The organism is Streptomyces yangpuensis, from assembly GCF_001005295.1.
GTDB classification, from domain to species: domain Bacteria; phylum Actinomycetota; class Actinomycetes; order Streptomycetales; family Streptomycetaceae; genus Streptomyces; species Streptomyces yangpuensis.
Map to the genome: position 1 here is coordinate 281,941 of NZ_LBMK01000002.1, position 17,253 is coordinate 299,193.

General features: G+C 73.4%; 19 protein-coding genes. 7 read left to right on the forward strand and 12 right to left on the reverse strand.

Features of this window, described 5'->3' with window-relative positions; genetic code table 11:
* Window positions 1-18 precede the first annotated feature (18 nt).
* The 6 genes from AAT21_RS06620 to AAT21_RS06645 form a co-directional block, all read right to left on the reverse strand.
* Window positions 19-2,403 carry an ATP-binding cassette domain-containing protein gene (locus AAT21_RS06620; protein ID WP_046775826.1) on the reverse strand — a complete coding sequence of 795 codons (2,385 nt, stop codon included), beginning with the start codon at window positions 2,401-2,403 and terminating at the stop codon, window positions 19-21.
* 92 nt (window positions 2,404-2,495) lie between these two features.
* Window positions 2,496-2,909, reverse strand: coding sequence for a VOC family protein (locus AAT21_RS06625; RefSeq protein ID WP_046775827.1), 414 nt, complete (start codon window positions 2,907-2,909; stop codon window positions 2,496-2,498).
* A gap of 10 nt (window positions 2,910-2,919) precedes the next feature.
* Complete coding sequence (locus AAT21_RS06630) at window positions 2,920-3,399, reverse strand: helix-turn-helix domain-containing protein (RefSeq protein WP_046777108.1); 480 nt, start codon at window positions 3,397-3,399, stop codon at window positions 2,920-2,922.
* 489 nt (window positions 3,400-3,888) lie between these two features.
* Entirely contained in the window at window positions 3,889-4,983 is a 1,095-nt protein-coding gene (locus AAT21_RS06635; RefSeq protein WP_046775828.1) for a carboxylate-amine ligase, read from the reverse strand.
* A 107-nt stretch (window positions 4,984-5,090) separates the two neighbouring features.
* A complete protein-coding gene (locus tag AAT21_RS06640) occupies window positions 5,091-5,339 on the reverse strand; it encodes a hypothetical protein (RefSeq protein ID WP_046775829.1) in 249 nt (82 codons plus the stop codon).
* Window positions 5,340-5,356: 17 nt separating this feature from the next.
* Window positions 5,357-5,680, reverse strand: coding sequence for a hypothetical protein (locus AAT21_RS06645; RefSeq protein WP_046777109.1), 324 nt, complete (start codon window positions 5,678-5,680; stop codon window positions 5,357-5,359).
* Window positions 5,681-5,833: 153 nt separating this feature from the next.
* Here AAT21_RS06645 and AAT21_RS06650 point away from each other — a divergent pair, with 153 nt between their 5' ends.
* Complete coding sequence (locus tag AAT21_RS06650; RefSeq protein ID WP_046775830.1) at window positions 5,834-6,073, forward strand: DUF6213 family protein; 240 nt, start codon at window positions 5,834-5,836, stop codon at window positions 6,071-6,073.
* Window positions 6,074-6,096: 23 nt separating this feature from the next.
* Here the strand turns inward: AAT21_RS06650 and AAT21_RS35205 are convergent, their stop codons facing one another.
* Entirely contained in the window at window positions 6,097-6,522 is a 426-nt protein-coding gene (locus tag AAT21_RS35205; protein WP_200904343.1) for a DUF5133 domain-containing protein, read from the reverse strand.
* Window positions 6,523-6,603: 81 nt separating this feature from the next.
* The gene (locus AAT21_RS37370; protein WP_157879638.1) at window positions 6,604-7,071 is read right to left on the reverse strand and encodes a hypothetical protein; all 468 of its coding nucleotides are present in this window, start codon (window positions 7,069-7,071) and stop codon (window positions 6,604-6,606) included.
* Window positions 7,072-7,358: 287 nt separating this feature from the next.
* Between AAT21_RS37370 and AAT21_RS06665 the strand changes: the two genes are divergently transcribed.
* Window positions 7,359-7,784, forward strand: coding sequence for a secondary thiamine-phosphate synthase enzyme YjbQ (locus AAT21_RS06665; RefSeq protein ID WP_046775832.1), 426 nt, complete (start codon window positions 7,359-7,361; stop codon window positions 7,782-7,784).
* Window positions 7,785-7,924: 140 nt separating this feature from the next.
* Window positions 7,925-8,314, forward strand: a complete 390-nt coding sequence (locus tag AAT21_RS06670) for a hypothetical protein (protein ID WP_157879639.1) — start codon at window positions 7,925-7,927, stop codon at window positions 8,312-8,314.
* 79 nt (window positions 8,315-8,393) lie between these two features.
* Here the strand turns inward: AAT21_RS06670 and AAT21_RS06675 are convergent, their stop codons facing one another.
* The gene (locus AAT21_RS06675; RefSeq protein WP_046775834.1) at window positions 8,394-8,852 is read right to left on the reverse strand and encodes a hypothetical protein; all 459 of its coding nucleotides are present in this window, start codon (window positions 8,850-8,852) and stop codon (window positions 8,394-8,396) included.
* A gap of 173 nt (window positions 8,853-9,025) precedes the next feature.
* Between AAT21_RS06675 and AAT21_RS06680 the strand changes: the two genes are divergently transcribed.
* The 4 genes from AAT21_RS06680 to AAT21_RS06695 all read left to right on the forward strand — a co-directional run bounded on the left by AAT21_RS06680 (window position 9,026) and on the right by AAT21_RS06695 (window position 13,627).
* Window positions 9,026-9,910 carry a YhjD/YihY/BrkB family envelope integrity protein gene (locus AAT21_RS06680; RefSeq protein ID WP_235438708.1) on the forward strand — a complete coding sequence of 295 codons (885 nt, stop codon included), beginning with the start codon at window positions 9,026-9,028 and terminating at the stop codon, window positions 9,908-9,910.
* Between the two features lie 91 nt (window positions 9,911-10,001).
* Window positions 10,002-12,734, forward strand: coding sequence for a helix-turn-helix transcriptional regulator (locus AAT21_RS06685; RefSeq protein ID WP_235438709.1), 2,733 nt, complete (start codon window positions 10,002-10,004; stop codon window positions 12,732-12,734).
* A gap of 113 nt (window positions 12,735-12,847) precedes the next feature.
* Complete coding sequence (locus tag AAT21_RS06690) at window positions 12,848-13,045, forward strand: hypothetical protein (RefSeq protein WP_046775836.1); 198 nt, start codon at window positions 12,848-12,850, stop codon at window positions 13,043-13,045.
* A gap of 123 nt (window positions 13,046-13,168) precedes the next feature.
* Complete coding sequence (locus AAT21_RS06695) at window positions 13,169-13,627, forward strand: DUF7144 family membrane protein (protein WP_046775837.1); 459 nt, start codon at window positions 13,169-13,171, stop codon at window positions 13,625-13,627.
* A 75-nt stretch (window positions 13,628-13,702) separates the two neighbouring features.
* On the opposite strand, the gene AAT21_RS06700 is transcribed toward AAT21_RS06695, so the two are convergent.
* Genes AAT21_RS06700 through AAT21_RS06710 form a run of 3 tightly spaced genes read right to left on the reverse strand, consistent with a single transcriptional unit; the run spans window position 13,703 to window position 17,243 of the window.
* Window positions 13,703-14,170: a GNAT family N-acetyltransferase gene (locus AAT21_RS06700; RefSeq protein ID WP_046775838.1), complete on the reverse strand. Its 468-nt coding sequence runs from the start codon at window positions 14,168-14,170 to the stop codon at window positions 13,703-13,705.
* Complete coding sequence (locus AAT21_RS06705; protein WP_046775839.1) at window positions 14,170-15,240, reverse strand: hypothetical protein; 1,071 nt, start codon at window positions 15,238-15,240, stop codon at window positions 14,170-14,172. Before AAT21_RS06705 ends, AAT21_RS06700 begins: the two co-directional genes overlap by 1 nt.
* Window positions 15,237-17,243, reverse strand: a complete 2,007-nt coding sequence (locus AAT21_RS06710; RefSeq protein WP_046775840.1) for a ferritin-like domain-containing protein — start codon at window positions 17,241-17,243, stop codon at window positions 15,237-15,239. The genes AAT21_RS06705 and AAT21_RS06710 overlap by 4 nt, the downstream gene beginning before the upstream one ends.
* Window positions 17,244-17,253 lie beyond the last annotated feature (10 nt).

The window sequence follows — 17,253 nt, forward strand, 5'->3', positions numbered from 1 at the left end:
CGGTTTCCGCGGAGGCGGTCAGGCGCCCACGTAGGCCGCGAGGTGCTCCCCGGTCAGGGTGGACCGGTCGGCGACGAGGTCGGCGGGAGTGCCCTCGAAGACGATCAGGCCGCCGTCGTGGCCGGCGCCGGGGCCGAGGTCGACGATCCAGTCGGCGTGCGCCATGACCGCCTGGTGGTGCTCGATGACGATGACCGACTTGCCCGAGTCGACGAGCCGGTCGAGCAGCCCGAGCAGCTGTTCGACGTCGGCGAGGTGGAGTCCGGTGGTCGGCTCGTCGAGGACGTAGACGCCGCCCTTGTCGGACATGTGCGTGGCCAGCTTCAGCCGCTGCCGCTCGCCGCCGGACAGCGTGGTGAGCGGCTGCCCGAGGCTGACGTAGCCCAGCCCCACATCGGCGAGCCGGTCCAGGATGCGGTGCGCGGCGGGCGTGGCCGCCTCACCGGAACCGAAGAACTCCAGGGCCTCGGTCACCGGCATCGCGAGCACCTCGCTGATGTCGCGGCCCCCCAGGTGGTAGTCCAGCACCGACGCCTGGAACCGCTTGCCTTCGCAGTCCTCGCAGGTGGTCGCGACACCCGCCATCATCGCCAGGTCGGTGTACACCACTCCCGCGCCGTTGCAGGTGGGGCAGGCACCCTCGGAGTTGGCGCTGAACAGCGCCGGCTTGACCCCGTGGGCCTTCGCGAAGGCCTTGCGGATCGGGTCGAGCAGACCGGTGTACGTCGCCGGGTTGCTGCGCCGGGAACCGCGGATCGCACCCTGGTCGATCGACACGACGCCCTCGCCGGCCGGGATCGAACCGTGGATCAGTGAACTCTTCCCGGAGCCCGCGACCCCGGTGATGACGGTGAGGACACCCAGCGGGATGTCGACGTCGACGCCGCGCAGGTTGTGCGTGGTGGCGCCGCGGATCGGGAGGGTGCCGGTGGGCGTCCTCACCGTCTCCTTCAGGGCCGCCCGGTCGTCGAAGTGCCGGCCGGTGATGGTGCCGCCCTTGCGCAGCCCCTCCACACTGCCCTCGAAGCAGACGGTGCCGCCCGCCGTGCCGGCGCCGGGGCCGAGGTCGACGACGTGGTCGGCGATCGCGATCGTCTCCGGCTTGTGCTCCACGACGAGCACCGTGTTGCCCTTGTCGCGCAGCCGCAGCAGCAGGCCGTTCATCCGCTGGATGTCGTGCGGGTGCAGGCCGGTGGTGGGCTCGTCGAAGACGTAGGTGGTGTCGGTGAGCGAGGAACCGAGGTGGCGGATCATCTTGACGCGCTGCGCCTCGCCGCCGGAGAGGGTACCCGCGGGACGGTCGAGGGAGAGGTAGCCGAGCCCGATCTCGACGAACGACGCGAGGGTGTGGTGGAGCGTGGCGAGCAGCGGCGCCACCGAGGGCTCGTCGAGGGAGTCGACCCATGCGGCGAGGTCGCTGATCTGCATCGCGCACGCGTCGGCGATGCTCACCTTCTTGATCTTCGATGAGCGGGCCGCCTCGGTGAGCCGGGTGCCGTCGCAGTCGGGGCAGGTCGTGAAGGTGACCGCCCGGTCCACGAACTCCCGGATGTGCGGCTGCATCGACTCCCGGTCCTTGGCGAGCATCGACTTCTGGATCCGGGGGATCAGGCCCTCGTACGTCATGTTGATGCCCGCGATCTTCATCCGGACCGGCTCGCGGTGGAGGAAGTCGTGCAGCTCCCGCTTGGTGTACTTGCGGATCGGCTTGTCGGCGTCGTAGAGCCCGGACTCGCTGTAGAGCCGGTAGCTCCAGCCGCCCGGCTTGTAGCCGGGGACGGTCAGGGCGCCTTCGTTCAGCGACTTGGAGTCGTCGTAGAGCTGGGTGAGGTCGAGATCGGTGACCGAGCCGCGGCCCTCGCAGCGGGGGCACATGCCGCCGGTGATGCTGAAGGAGCGGCGCTCCTTCACCGTCTGGCCGCCGCGCTCCACCGTGACCGCCCCCGCGCCGCTGATGGAGGCGACGTTGAAGGAGAACGCCTTGGGCGAGCCGATGTAGGGCTTGCCGAGGCGGCTGAACAGGATGCGCAGCATCGCGTTGGCGTCGGTCGCGGTGCCCACCGTGGAGCGGGGGTCGCCGCCCATCCGCTGCTGGTCGACGATGATCGCGGTGGTCAGCCCGTCCAGCACGTCGACCTCGGGCCGCGCCAGCGTCGGCATGAAACCCTGCACGAAGGCGCTGTAGGTCTCGTTGATCAGCCGCTGCGACTCCGCGGCGATCGTGTCGAAGACCAGCGAGCTCTTGCCCGAGCCGGAGACCCCGGTGAACACCGTCAGCCGGCGCTTGGGGATCTCGATGCTCACGTCCTTGAGGTTGTTCACGCGGGCGCCGTGCACGCGGATCAGATCGTGACTGTCGGCAGCGTGCGGGGCGGGCGGCTGCGTGTTCTTCCTCGTGGCCATGCTGGGCGTTTCTCCATCCGTGGGGGCGGGCCGCGGTCGCGTTCACGCCGGGTGACGCGAAGGTGACCGCGGCCGTGGTGGGCGGGGCGGCGCTACTGCCTGCGGGGCTGGTTGAAGCGGAGCATGTTGCCCGCCGGGTCGCGGAAGGCACAGTCGCGGACACCGTACGGCTGGTCGATCGGCTCCTGCATGACCTCGCCGCCCGCCGCCCGGATGCGTTCGAAGGTGGCGTCGACGTCGTCCGTGGAGAAGATCACGCCCCGCAGCATGCCCTTGGCCAGCAGCTCGGCCATCGCCTGCCGGTCCGCGGCGGGCGCGCCGGGGTCGGCGAGCGGCGGTTCGAGGACGATCTCGACGTCCTGCGAGGGCGAGCCCACGGTCACCCAGCGCATCCCCTCGAACCCGACGTCGTTGCGCACCTCCAGGCCGAGGACGTCGCGGTAGAACGCGATCGCCTTGTCGTGGTCGTCGACTGCGATGAAGCACTGCGAGAGGTTGATGTTCATGGCTCCGACGCTACGAGGCGCCCGCCGATTTCGCTTCTCCATTCCTGACCGGTTCCCTGACCGGTTCTCTGACCGGTTCACCGCCCTTGTCCGGTCCACCGCCCCTCACCGGTCGCGTCATGTACTTGGCGACGCACGCCGGGATCGCCTCGCCCGCCTCGTGCGCGCGGGCCCGGTACGCGCTGGGGCTCTCGCCGACCAGCTCGGTGAAGCGCGAGCTGAAGGACCCCAGCGACGTGCTTCCCACGGCGAAGCAGACCTCCGTCACGCTCATGTCGCCGCGCCGCAGCAGCGCCTTCGCGCGCTCGACGCGGCGGGTCATCAGATAGCTGTACGGGGTCTCCCCGAAGGCGGCGCGGAAGCTGCGGGAGAAATGCCCCGGCGACATCAGAGCGACCTTCGCGAGCGCCGGCACGTCCAGGGGCTCCGCGTAGTCGCGGTCGATCACGTCCCGGGCACGGCGCAGCCTCACCAGGTCTTCCAGGGTCATGCGTACCAGCATCGCACGGCGCCGTCCGCCCGCCTCGGCATCGGCCCGGTCCGGCGGTGTTCTTGATCCCGGCACCCCCGTCGACCTGGTGGAGCGCGCCCTGGCCCGTACCGCCGACGGGCGGCTCCCGGACCCGGCGGACCGGTCGGGGTCGCCCCCCCTCCCCGCACGAGACCGCGCCCCGGCCATCACATCTGCCAGGCCCACGTCACCCCCGGCAACGACTTCGTCTCGAAGTGGCCGTCGGTACGGCCGAGTTCGGCGAGGGAACACCGACGGCGCACATCCAGACCGCCGCCACCCAGCTGGGCACGCCCCCTCGCGCATCCGCCTGGTGCGGTCGGACACCGACCGCACCGGATTCGGCACGGGCGCCTTCGCCGGCGCCGGGCTCTTCGTCTCCGGCAACGCCGTGCTGCGGGCCGTCGTCGTCTACGCGATCACGACGCGGATCTGGACCCTGCCCCGACCCCGCGCCGGGCCCCTGGTTCAGCCGGACGGGGAGTCGCCCACGATCAGGCTCCGCAGGGCCGGCATACCGCCCTCCCGCAGGGCCCGCCGCTGCCGGTCGGCCGGCGTTCCCTCCTGCAGCAGCCGGTGGACGAGCGAGGACACCTCGCGTTCGTCGCCGGACTCCACCAGGGCCGGAGTGACGTGGGCCAGCAGCAGGGACAGCACGTCACCGCTGCTGCGGCAGCGGCCGTCGGGATCGACCAGCGTGGAGTTCAGGCCGTGCCGGGCCGCGTGCCAGTTGGCGGCCTGCAGCAGCTCCGGCCGGCACCGGACCGGTGCGGCTCCGGCCTTCTCCTCGGCGAGCGCGACCGCGACCAGCGCACGTACCAGACCGGCCAGCATCACCGCGTCGTCGGCCCGCAGCTGCACGTCCAGGCAGCGGATCTCCACGGTCGGGAACCGCTCGGAGAGCCGTGCCTGCCAGTACAGCTGGCCCCGGTCGGCGATCACCCCCGACGCCACCAGGGCGTCGATCCGCTGCTCGTAGTCGGCGAGGCCGTCGAAGTACGGGGGCGGGCCGCTCACCGGCCAGCGGCCGAAGACGATCGTGCGCCAGCTCGCGAAGCCGGTGTCCTTGCCGTCCCACAGAGGAGAGTTCGCCGACATGGCCAGCAGTGTCGGCAGCCAGACCCGGATGCGGTTGAGCACCGCGACGCCGGTCTCCGGATCGGGCACCCCCACGTGCACGTGCATGCCGTTGATCAGCTGCTCGTCCACCAGCTGCCGGGCCTGGCCCTCCATCCTCAGATACCGCGGCTTGCGGGTGACCGGTACCGCCGAGGCGTTCCTGAGCGGTGCGGCCGCGGCCATGGCGACCCGGCAGCCGTGCTCCTCGGCGGCGGAGGCGACCGCGTGCCGCAGCCGGAGGAGGTGCCCGCCCACCTCCTCCAGCTCCGTGCAGACCGGCGTGGCGACCTCGACCTGGGCCTGCAGCAGCTCGTCCTGGACCTCGTCGTCCTCCGCGAGCGGACCCAGGCCGGCCGCCCTGCGGACGTACTCGGCCCCGGGGACCGGCAGCACCGTCACCGGGTCCACCAGCAGGTATTCCTCTTCGACGCCGAATGTGATCACGCCGTGCGGTTACCCCGGGAACGGCCCGATCATCCGTCGCCTGAGCCGACCGGCCTAGGGGGTGTCCGGCGGACCAGGGTCGGACGGCCGGACGGTGCGGCAGTGGTTCAGCCGTCGCCGCTCTCCGGCTCGGGACGCCCGCCCTGCGGGGAGTGCGGTCGGACCTGCTCCTCCCGTCCCGTGCCCGGCCGCTGCCGCTTCGCGGTGTGCGCGCCCGCGCCGTCCTCGTTCCCGCCGCCCGCGTCCCGCAGGACGGCCCGGTCCGCCTCCCGGCGGGCCTCCTGGTCCCCGCTCTCGCCCGGGGCCCGCGACGGGGTGGTCGGCCGCCGGCCGTGGACCTGTCCGTGCCGTGTCATCGCATCCTCCTTCGTCGTCAGTGGCCCAGCTTCCGCTTGAGCTCGGCCTTGTCCATCGAGGAACGGCCGTGGATGTTCTTCCGCTTGGCCTCCTCGTAGAGCTGGTCGTAGGTCGGGCCCCCGGCTCCCTTGTGCGAGCGCAGTCCGCCGCGCCGGCCGGAGGAGATGTCCTCCAGCGACGTCCTGCTCGCCGTCTCGGACTCACCGGCCCTGGCCCGTTCCTTGTTCACCGTCCGCGCGGCGATCTCCTTCGCCCTCTCCGGGCTCTCGCCGCGCTCCTCGGCGCTCTCCTTGATGTGCTCGTACTGGCGTTCACGCTTGGGGCTGGAACCGCGAGGCATGATCACTCCCGGGGCGGTGTGCGGACGTTCCGGTACGCCCGGCGCCTACCCGGTGCCCGCCCCCGCACACGACCGCTCCGGGCCGCGGCCGGGTGATTGGCCCGCCGCCGACCGGGTAGCCGCCGCGGACAAGGGTTCTCCGGGAGGGCTGCCATGATCCACGTGTCGATACCGCTGATCCCCGCCGTCGACGGCGTGATGCTGATCCCCGCCGGCCACGTGACCACCCTCCTGCGCCGCCTCGCCGCGGACTGGGAGCGTTCGGCCGAATCCGGCGAGCTGCGCGGAGACCTGCAGACCGCCCGCGACCTGTCCGGAGTGCTGACGGAGCTCGCCGACCAGATCGACGTCGAGTGCATCGGCTTCGCCTCCGCACTCGAAGAGGACACCTGAGGAAGCGGGCCGGGCGGGGACGGTCAGTCGGGTCCTGCCAGGTGCCGTTCGGCGGCCGCCACGGCTTCGTGGACGGTCGACCGGCCCATGAGTACGCACAGGGTGTAGGCGGCGTCGTCCATGGCGCTGCGGGCCGTCGCGTCGCCCGGGGCGGCGGCGAGCCGCTCCCGGGACGCCCGGAACAGGGCCAGGGCGTCCTCGGTCCGGGCCCGGCTGGGCAGCAGGCCGACCCCCCGCCCGCCCTCCGTCCCCGGCAGGGGGCTCCGCAGGGCCTCCACCGCCCGGCGCAGCGCCCGCTCCCACCGGGCGGGTACGGGTTCCCCGTGCGCGCCCGCGACCACCGCGGCCGCGAAGTCCGCCACCTGGACGTGGACGAGCTCGGCGGCGGCCGCCAGCACGAGCCGTGCCTCACGGGCCCCGCAGGGTGCCAGGGTCATCACCATGCCCATCGCCCACTCCACCGCCGGCTCACCACGGAGGACCGGTCCATGCCCTGTAGAGGACTGATGAATGCTTTGAGAGATCACCGATCATCCTTTCAACCGAAGGTTGTGCGAGCGGTGGGGGGAAGTATGAAAGGTATGCCCGCTGCAGTTGCCTTCCCACACCCACAGAACGCACCCCGCGTCCCCGCCGCGTAGGTTCGGCCGCATGATCTTCACGACCCGCCGCGAGGAGTTCACCGGCGGTGCGCAGGGCCCGTCGGCCCGCGGGCCCTGAACCAGACGGGCCAGGGCCCGCCCCGCGCGCACAGGGAAGATCGCCGCCACCCGGCCCGGAAGGTCCGCGCGGGCCGGTACGGACCCGGCGATGCGCAGCGAACTCGCCGGCCGGCCCAGGTGTTCCTCCTGCATCGACAGCACCGCGAGGACGATCGGTTCCACCTCCGCCGGTCCCAACTCACGTTCACCGGAGGCCAGTTCCAGCGCCCGCAGGTGCAACTGCCGCGAGAACGGCTGCTGTTCGGCGTCGAAGGTGATCTGTGCGGCGACCTGCAACAGCTCGGCGAGCGCGGCCCGCTCCCCGGCGTCCCGCCCCGGCCGGCGGTGCGCACCGCCTCCAGTGCCCCGGCCGCCGCCCACCGCGCCCCGGCGGCCACGACGAGTGCGACGAGCCGCTCCTTCAGGGCCCTCAGCTTCGCCACCGGCATGCCCGGAGCCCGCGCATCCTCCGTCATCCGGGCCGCCCCGTGATCTCATAAGTGTCCTGGCCTGCTGCCTGCTTGCTGCCGCCGGCACCGGCCCGGTTGCGCCGCCGCGCAGCGGCGCGGCGGGAGGATGGCGCCATGGCCGACACCTTCGTATCGCGCACCATCGACGTGACGACCGGCGACCGGGAGACCGTCCACGACCTCACCTCCGCCTGCGCCGCCTTCCTCCGGGAGGTGGCGCGCGGCCGGAGCGGACTGCTGAACATCTTCACGCCGCACGCGACCGCCGGGCTCGCCGTCATCGAGACGGGAGCGGGCAGTGACGACGATCTGCTCACCGCCCTGAAGTCCCTGCTGCCGGCCGACGACCGGTGGCGGCACCGGCACGGCTCCCCGGGCCACGGACGCGACCACGTCCTGCCCGCGATCGTCCCGCCGCACGCGACGCTGCCGGTGATCGACGGGACGCTGGAGCTCGGAACCTGGCAGTCCGTCACCCTCGTGGACACCAACCGGGACAACCCCCGCCGTCAGGTCCGGCTGTCCTTCCTCGCCGGCTGACTCGACCGCCGAGGGGGCACCGGGTGGGCGCAGGGGTGAAGACGTATCCATCATGACAGGTCAGAGCGGGTTTTCGTAGGACCAAGGGCACAGCTGTTTGTCATTGTTCGAGCCCCTGTGCGGCTTTCAGAATCATCGTCATGACTCACACGGCGCACATCAGTCACGACGCGATACTCCGAGCACGAGTGGCCCTCTACCACGTACACCCGACGGCCCGGGAGGAGGTCGCCGCCTACCGCGTGCTCGCCCAGGTGAGCCCGCTGGCGTATCTGCCCCTGCTGGCCCACGCCCTGTGCACATACGGCATGCACGAGTTCGCCGACCGGCCCGAGGTAGCCCTCGCGCTGCGGGCCGAAGCGGTCGCCGCAGCGCGCCGCATGAACTCCCTGGAAGCCGGAAGGGAGCCGCTGCTCATCCACATGCTGATCGCCTACCGGGTACAGCTGGACCACATGGGACGGCAGGAGGAACTCGCCGCGGTGGAGGAGGAGATCGCCCTCCTGCAAGCCGCACACCGGGCCCCGTAGCGGGACGTCGGCCGGGCGGGGGAGCGGTGGGTGCGGGGCAGGGGCCGGGTGGGAACGCCGGCCGGCCGCGGCCCGGTCCTCACCAGCGCCAGGTGAGGGTTCCGCCCTCCGCCACCCCCGACCAGCGCTCGGCGGCACGGTCGAGCGCCGCGCAGGCCAGGGCGATCTGACGGTCGTCCAGCGGGCTCCGGCCCACCCCCCTGCCCTCCGTGCGCAGGCCGGACCAGACACGGTAGGCCCAGTTGACGGAGAGCTCGGCCCGCAGCACCGCGTCACCGCCGCGTCGCAGGACCTTCATCCCCGACCGGCGGTGGCGGGTCGGGGCCGCCGTCTCGAAGCCCTCGAAGGTGGCGCCCCGTGCCATGGCTCCCCAGAACCCGTCGGTGACCGAGAGCGCGCTCTCGACCGCCGCGTGCACGAGATCGTGGGGCATGGTCGGGCCCGTCGCCTGGGACATCAGCCGTACGTCCGGTCCCCGCCGGTCGCGGACCTCGAGGTCGTGCCGGTTGTCCGGGAGCTTCCGGAAGATGATCTCCATCGGTCCTTCTCTCAGGGGGCTCGGCCTGGATGGTAGGCGTGGAGCCCCCGCGACCGCGCTCTTTTTTCCGTGCGGGCGGCCCTGTCGAGGTGCCGGACGTCCGGCGCTGACCCATCCTTCTCATGGAGGGCAACCGCAGCCGACAGGCGCCGTCCGCGGAAGGAGCCGTCACCGTGTCGGAACCGCGTGACAAGCCGCCCCGATTCACCGTGCCGGCATGGATGCGCAAGTACACGCCGTTCCTGGGCCGGATCCTCGAACAGTTCGCCCGCGTCAACCTGCTGGACTGCGCGACCCGGCTGGCCGCGCAGGCCTTCCTCGGCGCAATCCCCGCCATCTTCGTCATCGGGGCCCTCGCGCCCGACTGGATGCGCAAACAGCTCGTGGCCACCGTCAGCGGGACCCTGGGCTTCACCGGCCCGGCCCTGGACCAGATCCGCGCCGTGGTGCACAACAGCGGCGAGGACACGACGACCATCGCGAGTACCGGGGCCGTGGGTGTCGTGGTCACGCTGCTGTCCGCCACCGCCTGCAGCCGCGCACTCCAGCGGACCTGCGAGCGCGCGTGGCACCTGCCGAAGGCGGGCGCCCGGCTCGCGGCCTGGCGCTGGGTAGTCTGGCTGCTCGTCTGGCTGACGGCCCTGTTGTTCCAGGGGCCCATCCAGCAGGCGTTCGGGGCCGGCCCCGTGCTCGGCGCGGTCGTCTCGCTGATCAGCGGCATCCTGCTGTGGTGGTGGACCCAGCACCTCCTGCTCGGCGGCCGGGTGGCGTGGCTGCCGCTGCTGCCCGGCGCGGTACTGATCGCGGTGGGGGCGAGCCTGATCAGCTGGGGTTCCAGGTTCTACATGCCCCGCGCCCTGAATCACAGCCTGGAGCAGTTCGGCGGCCTTGGACTGGTCTTCGTCGTCCTGTCCTGGCTGATCATGTTCTTCGTCGTCGTCACCATGGGCGTCGCCCTGGGCTACGTACTGGCCCACGAGTCCCTGCTGGCCCACCACCTGCGCACCCCCGACGACCCGCCGCCGCCCCGCAGCGAGCCCCCCGCCACCCCGCGATGAGCCCGCCACCACCCCGGCAATCGGCCCGCACCTCACCCGGACCGGGCGACCCGAGTGGTGATCACGACCGATCGCGGCTTGAGTGGAGGCTGTGGCCCGACCGCAGAGCGATCCGATGCTCACGGCCCGCTTCACCGCACCGGCCGTGCCGAAGACCCTCGTCCACCGGCCCGAGCTGCTCAGACGCCTGACGGCCGGGGTACGGGGCCCGCTCACCCTGATCAACGGTCCGGCCGGCTCCGGCAAGACGGTGCTCACCGCCCACTGGGCCGCGGCCGGCCGTCGCGCTCCGCGGCCCCCCGTGTGGCTGACCGTCGAACCCGACGACGCCCCCGGCGTCTTCTGGGCGTACGTCCTGGAGGCCCTGCACCGCGGCGGCGTCGAGATACCCGCCGCCGTGGGCAGGCCGACCCGCGCCGAGGGGGTGACCCAGTCCTTCCTGGTGCGTCTGGCGGCGGGGCTGGCCGAGTCCGCTCAGCCCGTGGTCCTCGTCCTCGACCAGTTCGACACGGCCCAGCCGCCCGCCATGACCGAAGGGCTGGACTTCGTCCTGCGGCACGCCGCCGGAGGGCTGCGCATCGTGCTCACCAGCCGGACGGACTCCCTGCTCCCGCTCCACCGCTACCGCGCCGCCGGGGAGATCGCGGAGATCCGGCACGCCGACCTCCGGTTCACCCACGCGGACGCCGAGGCCCTGCTGGGCGAGCACCGGCTGGACCTCTCACAGGACGGCATCCGGCTCCTCGTGCAGCGCACGGAGGGATGGGCCGCGGGGGTGCGGCTGTGCGCCCTCGCGATGCAGCGCAGCCCCGACCCGGAGGCCTTCGTCCGCCAGTTCGCGGCCGACCGCACCACGATCGCCGACTACCTGCTGGGGGAGGTCCTCGACGCGCAGCCGCCGGACACCCAGGACCTGCTGCTGCGCGTCTGTGTGACGGACCGCGTCCACCCCGACCTCGCGGACGCGCTGACCGGCCGCGACGACGCCGCCCGCACGCTCGCCGGCCTGGCCCGCGACAACGCGTTCCTGGAACAGGTCGACGCATCGGCCTGGTACCGGCTGCACCCGCTGTTCGCCGAGGTGCTGCGCGCCCACCTGCGTCAGCGTCACCCGGGCCTCGAACAGCAGTTGCACGGGCGGGCGGCACGCTGGCTCGCCGGCACCGACCGGCTCACCGAAGCCGTGTTCCAGGGGGCGGCCGCCGGTGACTGGCCGTTCGCCGCCGGGCAGCTCGTCGACGCCCTGGCGATCGGCCGGCTGTTCACCGGCCTGGAGGCGGAGCAGCTCAACCGGGCGTTCGCCCCGCTGCCGGCCGAGGCGGAGGGGGCGGCCCCCGCACTGGTCGGCGCGGCCGCCCGGCTCGTCGTACAGGACCTCCCCGGATACGAGGACGCGGTGCGGCGCGCGGACTGTCACCTGGGTCCCGGATCCGGCGCGGCCGCCCGGCTCAGCCGGGCCTTCCTCGGGGTGCTCGCCGGCCGTGCGACCGGCGACCCGGCGGCCACCGAGCGGGCGGCCGCCGAGGCCGAGCGTGTACTCGGCGAGCTGCCGGCCCCGCTGGTCGCCGCGCACCCGGAGATCCGGGCCCTGGTCCTGGCGGGCCTCGGCGCGGTACGGCTCGGCGCCGGACGGCTCGACGGCGCGCACAGCGCTCTCACGGCCGCGGTCGAGGCCTGCGGAGAACCCGGAACGCGGCCGGGAACGGAGCCGGGACCCGCGCCGGACACGATATCGGGAACGGAGCTCGCGCCGCTGTACCCGCCGCTGTGCGACGCCCTCGGCTCGCTGGCCCTCACGGAACTGATGCGCGGCCGGCTGCGGCAGGCCGCCGCACACGCCCGGGCGTGCCTCGCCGTCGCCGAGCAGTCGGCCCTCCCGCCCGAGCGCCGGTCCGGTACCGGCCACGTCGTCCTGGCGGGCGTCGCCCTGGAGCAGGACGACCTGCCGGCCGCCCGCTCCCACCTGGACCTGGCGACCGCGACCGCGGCCGCCGGGCCCCGCCCCGAACCCGCCGTCGCGGTGGCGGCTGCCGTCATCGGCGCCCGGATCGCGGCCGCCGACGGCGACGGCGAGGCCGCGCTCGCCGTCCTCGCCCGGCCGTGGCCGCCGGGGGCGGCGCCGGCCGGGGCGTGGGCGACGGACGAGCTGGCCGTGGCCGCATCGGCCGCGCACCTGGCCCGCGGTGACGCCGCCGCGGCCCTGCGGGCGCTGGACACCGCGCCGTCCGGGCGGCCCGAGCATGCGCTCGCCCGGGCCCGCGCCCTCATGGCGGCCGGTCGTGCCGAGCCCGCCGCTCGGGAGCTGGCGGCCCTGCCCGCGGACGACGGCCTCACGCTGCCGGTCAGGGTCGGCGCGTGCCTGCTCAGGGCCCGGATCGCCGCGGCCGACGGCGACACCGCGGAGGCGCACCGGAGGCTGGCCGAGGCCGTGGAGCTCGCCCGGCCGGAGGAAGTGCGCCGGCCGTTCGCCGAGGGCGGGCCCTGGGTGCGCCGGACCCTGCGGGAGGCCATCCGGCCGGTACCGGCCCTCGGCAGCCCGGCCGGCCGTCAGCCCGGCAGCCGGACCGGCAGCCCGGCCGAGGGGCAGGCCGGCAGCCGGACCGGCAGCCCGGCCGAGGGGCCGCCGCCCGTGGAGGCGCTCAGCGCGCGGGAGACCGACGTACTGCGCCAGGCCGCCCGGATGTTCTCGACCGAGGAGATCGCGGCCGAGCTGTATGTGTCGGCCAACACGGTCAAGACCCACCTGAAGAGCATCTACCGCAAGCTCGGCGTCACCCGGCGCAGCGACGCCGTCCACCGGGCCCAGGACCTCGGTCTGCTCTGATCCGACGCGTGGCCCTCTCGCCCGTGGCGGGCGATGCGGGACGCCGGGACCCGGACCGACGATGGCAGCGCAAGGCACCTGAAGTCTTCCTTCGGAGAGAAGTGAGTGCTCTCATGCGCTACGAGTTCCGCATCTCGGGCGTCGTGCCGGACACACTCGCCGCGAACTTCCCCGAGCTCGACCGGATCCCGGTCCGGGAGCAGACGCTCCTCCTCGGCATCGTGGCGGACGAGGCACACCTGTACGGGCTCCTCACGCGCTTCCAGTCCCTGGGCCTGCGGGTGCTCGAAATGCGCCAGATACCCGCCTGACGCCGCACCCGTCCCCGACCCGGAAGGGAGGACCACCCGCTTCGGGTGATCACGAGAAGCCGTCGGCCGGACGACACTGCGAAGTGTGCCCGGCGCGGTACCGCCAACTGTGAGGTGAGTTCGATGGGCCAGTCGACACCGACCGGGGGAACTTGGAATACCGGCCCCGCGCCGGGCACCACACCGCTGTCCAGCGGTGGCGACGGAACAGGAGGGGCGGTCGGCACGTTCTTCGCCGCTGTGCTCCTCGTCGTGACCGGATGCCTCGCGATCTTCCAGGGCATCGCGGCCATCGCCGAGGACGACGTGTACGCCCGCCTCGGCAGCTACGTCTTCGAATTCGACCTGACGGCCTGGGGCTGGATCCACCTCATCGTCGGACTCATCGTCGTCCTGACCGGAGTGGGCCTGTTCCTCGGCTCGAACGTGGCCAGGGGCGCGGGCATCGCCCTCGCCAGCCTCAGCATCATCGTGAACTTCCTGTGGCTGCCCTATCAGCCCTGGTGGTCGATCATCATCATCGCGATCGACGTGTTCATCATCTGGTCCTTGTGCACGAGCTGGTCGCAGAAGCCCGCGTGACCGGGCGGCGGCACAGCGGCACCCGGTCCGGGCCACCCGGACCGGGTGCCGCCGCGCACGGCCCCCGGCCTGTGCTCAGGCCAGGGTGAGGCGCACCTCGTCGATCTCGCCGTCCCGGGCCCGCGCGAAGCCCCGCCCGTGCCCGGTGACGACGAAGCCGCACTTCTCCAGCACCCGGATCGACCCGGCGTTGTCGGCCGCCGCGTGGGCGTACAGCGGACGGGTGCCCTCCAGGCCGACCAGCGCCGCGAGCGCCGCCGTGGCGATGCCGCGGCCCCAGTGCTCCCGGCCGATCCAGTACGTGACCTCCCGCTCGTCCGGCGGCCCGTACACCGCGGCGTGCCCCGCCACTTCGTCATCGGCCAGCACCGTGCGCACCAGGACGTCGGGGTTCGAGCGGACCTTCGCCCAGTGGCTCTCGAAGCGCACCCGGTCGTAGTGGTAGTCCCGGGTGACCGCGGCCACGTGCCGCGCCACCGGGTCGGAGAGCTGCTCCCAGAAGGCGGGCAGGTCGCTGTCGCGTACGTCGCGGAGGGAGATCATCAGGGTGGTGGCTCCTGTGCGGGCTCGGGGACGGCACGGTCCGGCCGACCCGGAAGCGTACCCGCCGCGCCGCCCCGCAGGGCGCGGCGCATCGCGTCGATCTCGTCCCGCCAGGCCCCGGACCCGAAGGCCGTCGGGTACAGCCGCAGACAGGTGGCCAGATGGTCGTGGAAGGCCGCGCGCAGGCGGTTCGCGTAGTGGGCGCACAGCGCACGCGCGGACGTGCCGGCCGCGGCCGCGTCGATCACCGCCGCCGCCAGGATCGCCGTACGCAGGGCCTGCGCGGTGCCCGTGCCGCTGATCGGGTCCTGCCGCAGGGCGCCCGCTCCGACGACCAGCAGGCCGCCGCGGCCCGCCACGGGCGGTACCGCCGGGGCGAGATGGACCCGGGGCGCCGCGGCCAGGGCCACCGCGGTACGGGGCGGTCGGCGCAGCCGGGTCCCGAGGGCGGACTCGGCCAGCAGCCGTGCGAGCAGCCCGGCCGGATCCGCGGCCGGCCCGGGCACCATCGCCTGTACGAGGCACGCGTCCCGGCCGAGCGGCGTCAGGTGCAGCCAGCCCAGCCCGGTGCAGTCCAGCCGGGCCGTGTCCTGGTCGCGCGGGCGCCGCACGGGAGCGGTTCCGGCCAGCAGCCGTCGGCGCCCGCTCTGTTCGTGCGCGGCCTGCTCGCCCGGGGTGGCCGTCACCGTCCACGCGGCCGGTTCCCCGGAAAGGTCCCCGGCGCCCAGCCGCTCCCGCATCCGGGCGGCCAGCACCGCACCGTCCACCGCCCGTGCGGGCTGCGGGAACCGGGCCGGTGACGGCTCCGCGCCCCACCGCGCATGGCGGTGGGTGAGCGGCCAGCCGCCGTCGAGCAGTCCGTCGCCCCAGAGCTGAGCCACCAGCTCCAGCGTGGGCCCCGTCAGCAGGAGGGGCCGTGCTCCGGCCCCCGCCCCGGCCGCCCCCGTGGGCTGCGCGGGCGGCCGGGGCGGCTGGGGCGGAGCCAGCCGGACCCGGTGCCCCCGGTCGGCGAGCAGCCGTGCGCAGGTGAGTTCGGCGAGCCCGGAGCCGGCGATCTCGACGAGGGTCACCCGCCGCCACCGGGCAGGGCGGACGGGGTGGTGGTGCGCTGCGGCGCGCCCCCGTCGAGCCGGGCGAGGAGGGCGATCAGCGATTCGGTGTCGGTCTGGTGGCGGATGGCCATCTCCCGGACCGACCGGTTCCCGAGCACCCCGATCGCCTCCCGCGCCCGCGCCGCGGCCGCCGACGCCTCCCGTACGAACTGCCCGTCGGTCCACGGGACGTCGGTGCTCGCGAGCGAGACCGGCTGCGGCCGGAGCATGGGCGGCAGGGTGAACCGGGGCCCCACCCCGCGCGCCGCGAGCTCGTGGTTGGTCTCGTGCATGTTCTGCATCACGAGACGGCTGCGCCGCATCAGCTCACCGCCCGCCGTGTCGCGGCGTGCGAAGGATCCCCGCAGCGTCCCCATCAGCAGCGCGTAGTCCTCGTCGCTGCGGTTGAGCAGCTCCAGGTCCGTCTCGTCCGTGGTCGCGGTGGCCAGCGGACGCAGGAACTGCTCCTCGGTGAGGCCCGCCAAGTGGCGCTGGACGGCGCGGAACCGGTTCCAGTGGTCGTTGCCCTCGTCGATGATCAGCTTGATCAGGTGGGTGAGCCGGTCGGCGTCGTGGAACCGGTCCCCGTGCTTGACCAGGGCCGCGTGCAGTTCGACGTACATGCCGTCGACCGTGCTCGGATCGTCCGGGTCGGCGCTGGAGCTCTGGCTGGGGGCCTCCACGTCGACGAACCACTGCAGCCGCTGGAGCGTGAGGGGCTCCAGGCCGAACAGGTGCACCGTCTCGCGCTTGATCTCCCTCGCACGGTCCAGGACCGGCCGCCGGCCCAGCATGTCGAGGGCCTCGTTGACCCACCGCAGGTGCCGCATCTCGTCCACGGCGACCGAGAACACCTCCTGACCTGCGGCGTGGGCGCGGCGGGTGAGCTCGTCGGCGCTGGCCGGCAGCCGCATCGGAGCGTTCAGCGAATAGTGCGCGTACAGGTACTCGACGCACAGCGCGTGCTCCACACCGGCCAGTTCCGTCAGCCTGTCGGCGACCTGACCGGGCGTCATCCCGTCGGAGTCACCGCTTCGGCCGGCACGGGCCGGTCTCGGAGCAGGCGCGTGTCCCCCCACGTCCGGCTCGGGCTGTTCGCGGTCGTCGAGGACGACGGGGAGGACGTTCCAGTCACGGACGAGGTCCCCGTAGGTCAGCTCCAGGTCCGTCCGCTGCGACCCGATGTCGCTCGACTTGTCGGGGGCGGGCGGCTCGCTGCGGTCCCTGCGCAGGAAGTTGACCTCCGGGACGGACCCGTCCGCGTTGCTGGTCACGTCCGGCTTGGAGGCCGCCCAGTAGTAGCAGCCGCAGTCGCGGAAGTCGTACTGCCACGGTGCGCACAGGCTGCGGGTCAGCTCACCGGGCCGGTAGGCCGAGGGCTCGATCACCCCGTCCTCGTCCAGGTAGCGGGCCCTGTCCGCCACGAGCAGGGCGACCTCCACCTCGTCGTTCGCGCCGCGCCGCACGTAGCCCCGGCTGCCCAGCCGCGAGTCGTTGAGTTCGCGCACCTCGTCGAGGGGCGGGCCGGGGTAGTTGCGGTCGGGCAGCGGCCCGACCAGTACCGCGATCCGCCCCGGCAGCAGGTCGTGGACGCGCCGCCACACGTCCAGGCCGTCCATGCCGGTGCAGTCCACGGTGACGGCCCGTTCCTCGGTCTGGTCCACGGTGGTGCGCCCGCACAGGGCCCGTACGTACAGCGGACGGAGGTCGTCGCTCACGTCGGCGTCGACCAGGCCGTCCGGGTACGGGGGGCCGACGGCCGCGGACAGGACCCGGGCGCCTTCGGAGCGGTGGAAGTCGACCCGCAGGCCGGGGAAGAACGCGGTGTCCAGGTTGCGCTGGTCGAATTCCAGACCCGGGAAGCAGTTGTCGACGCCGCTCTCCGGCCGGCTGCCGGACGGATTGCCGCGTACCTGGTAGTCCGCGCGGGCGGTGAGGTTGCGGGGGAACAACTTCCCCGCGGGGGGCGGGAGGTCGGGCATGGACGGCTCC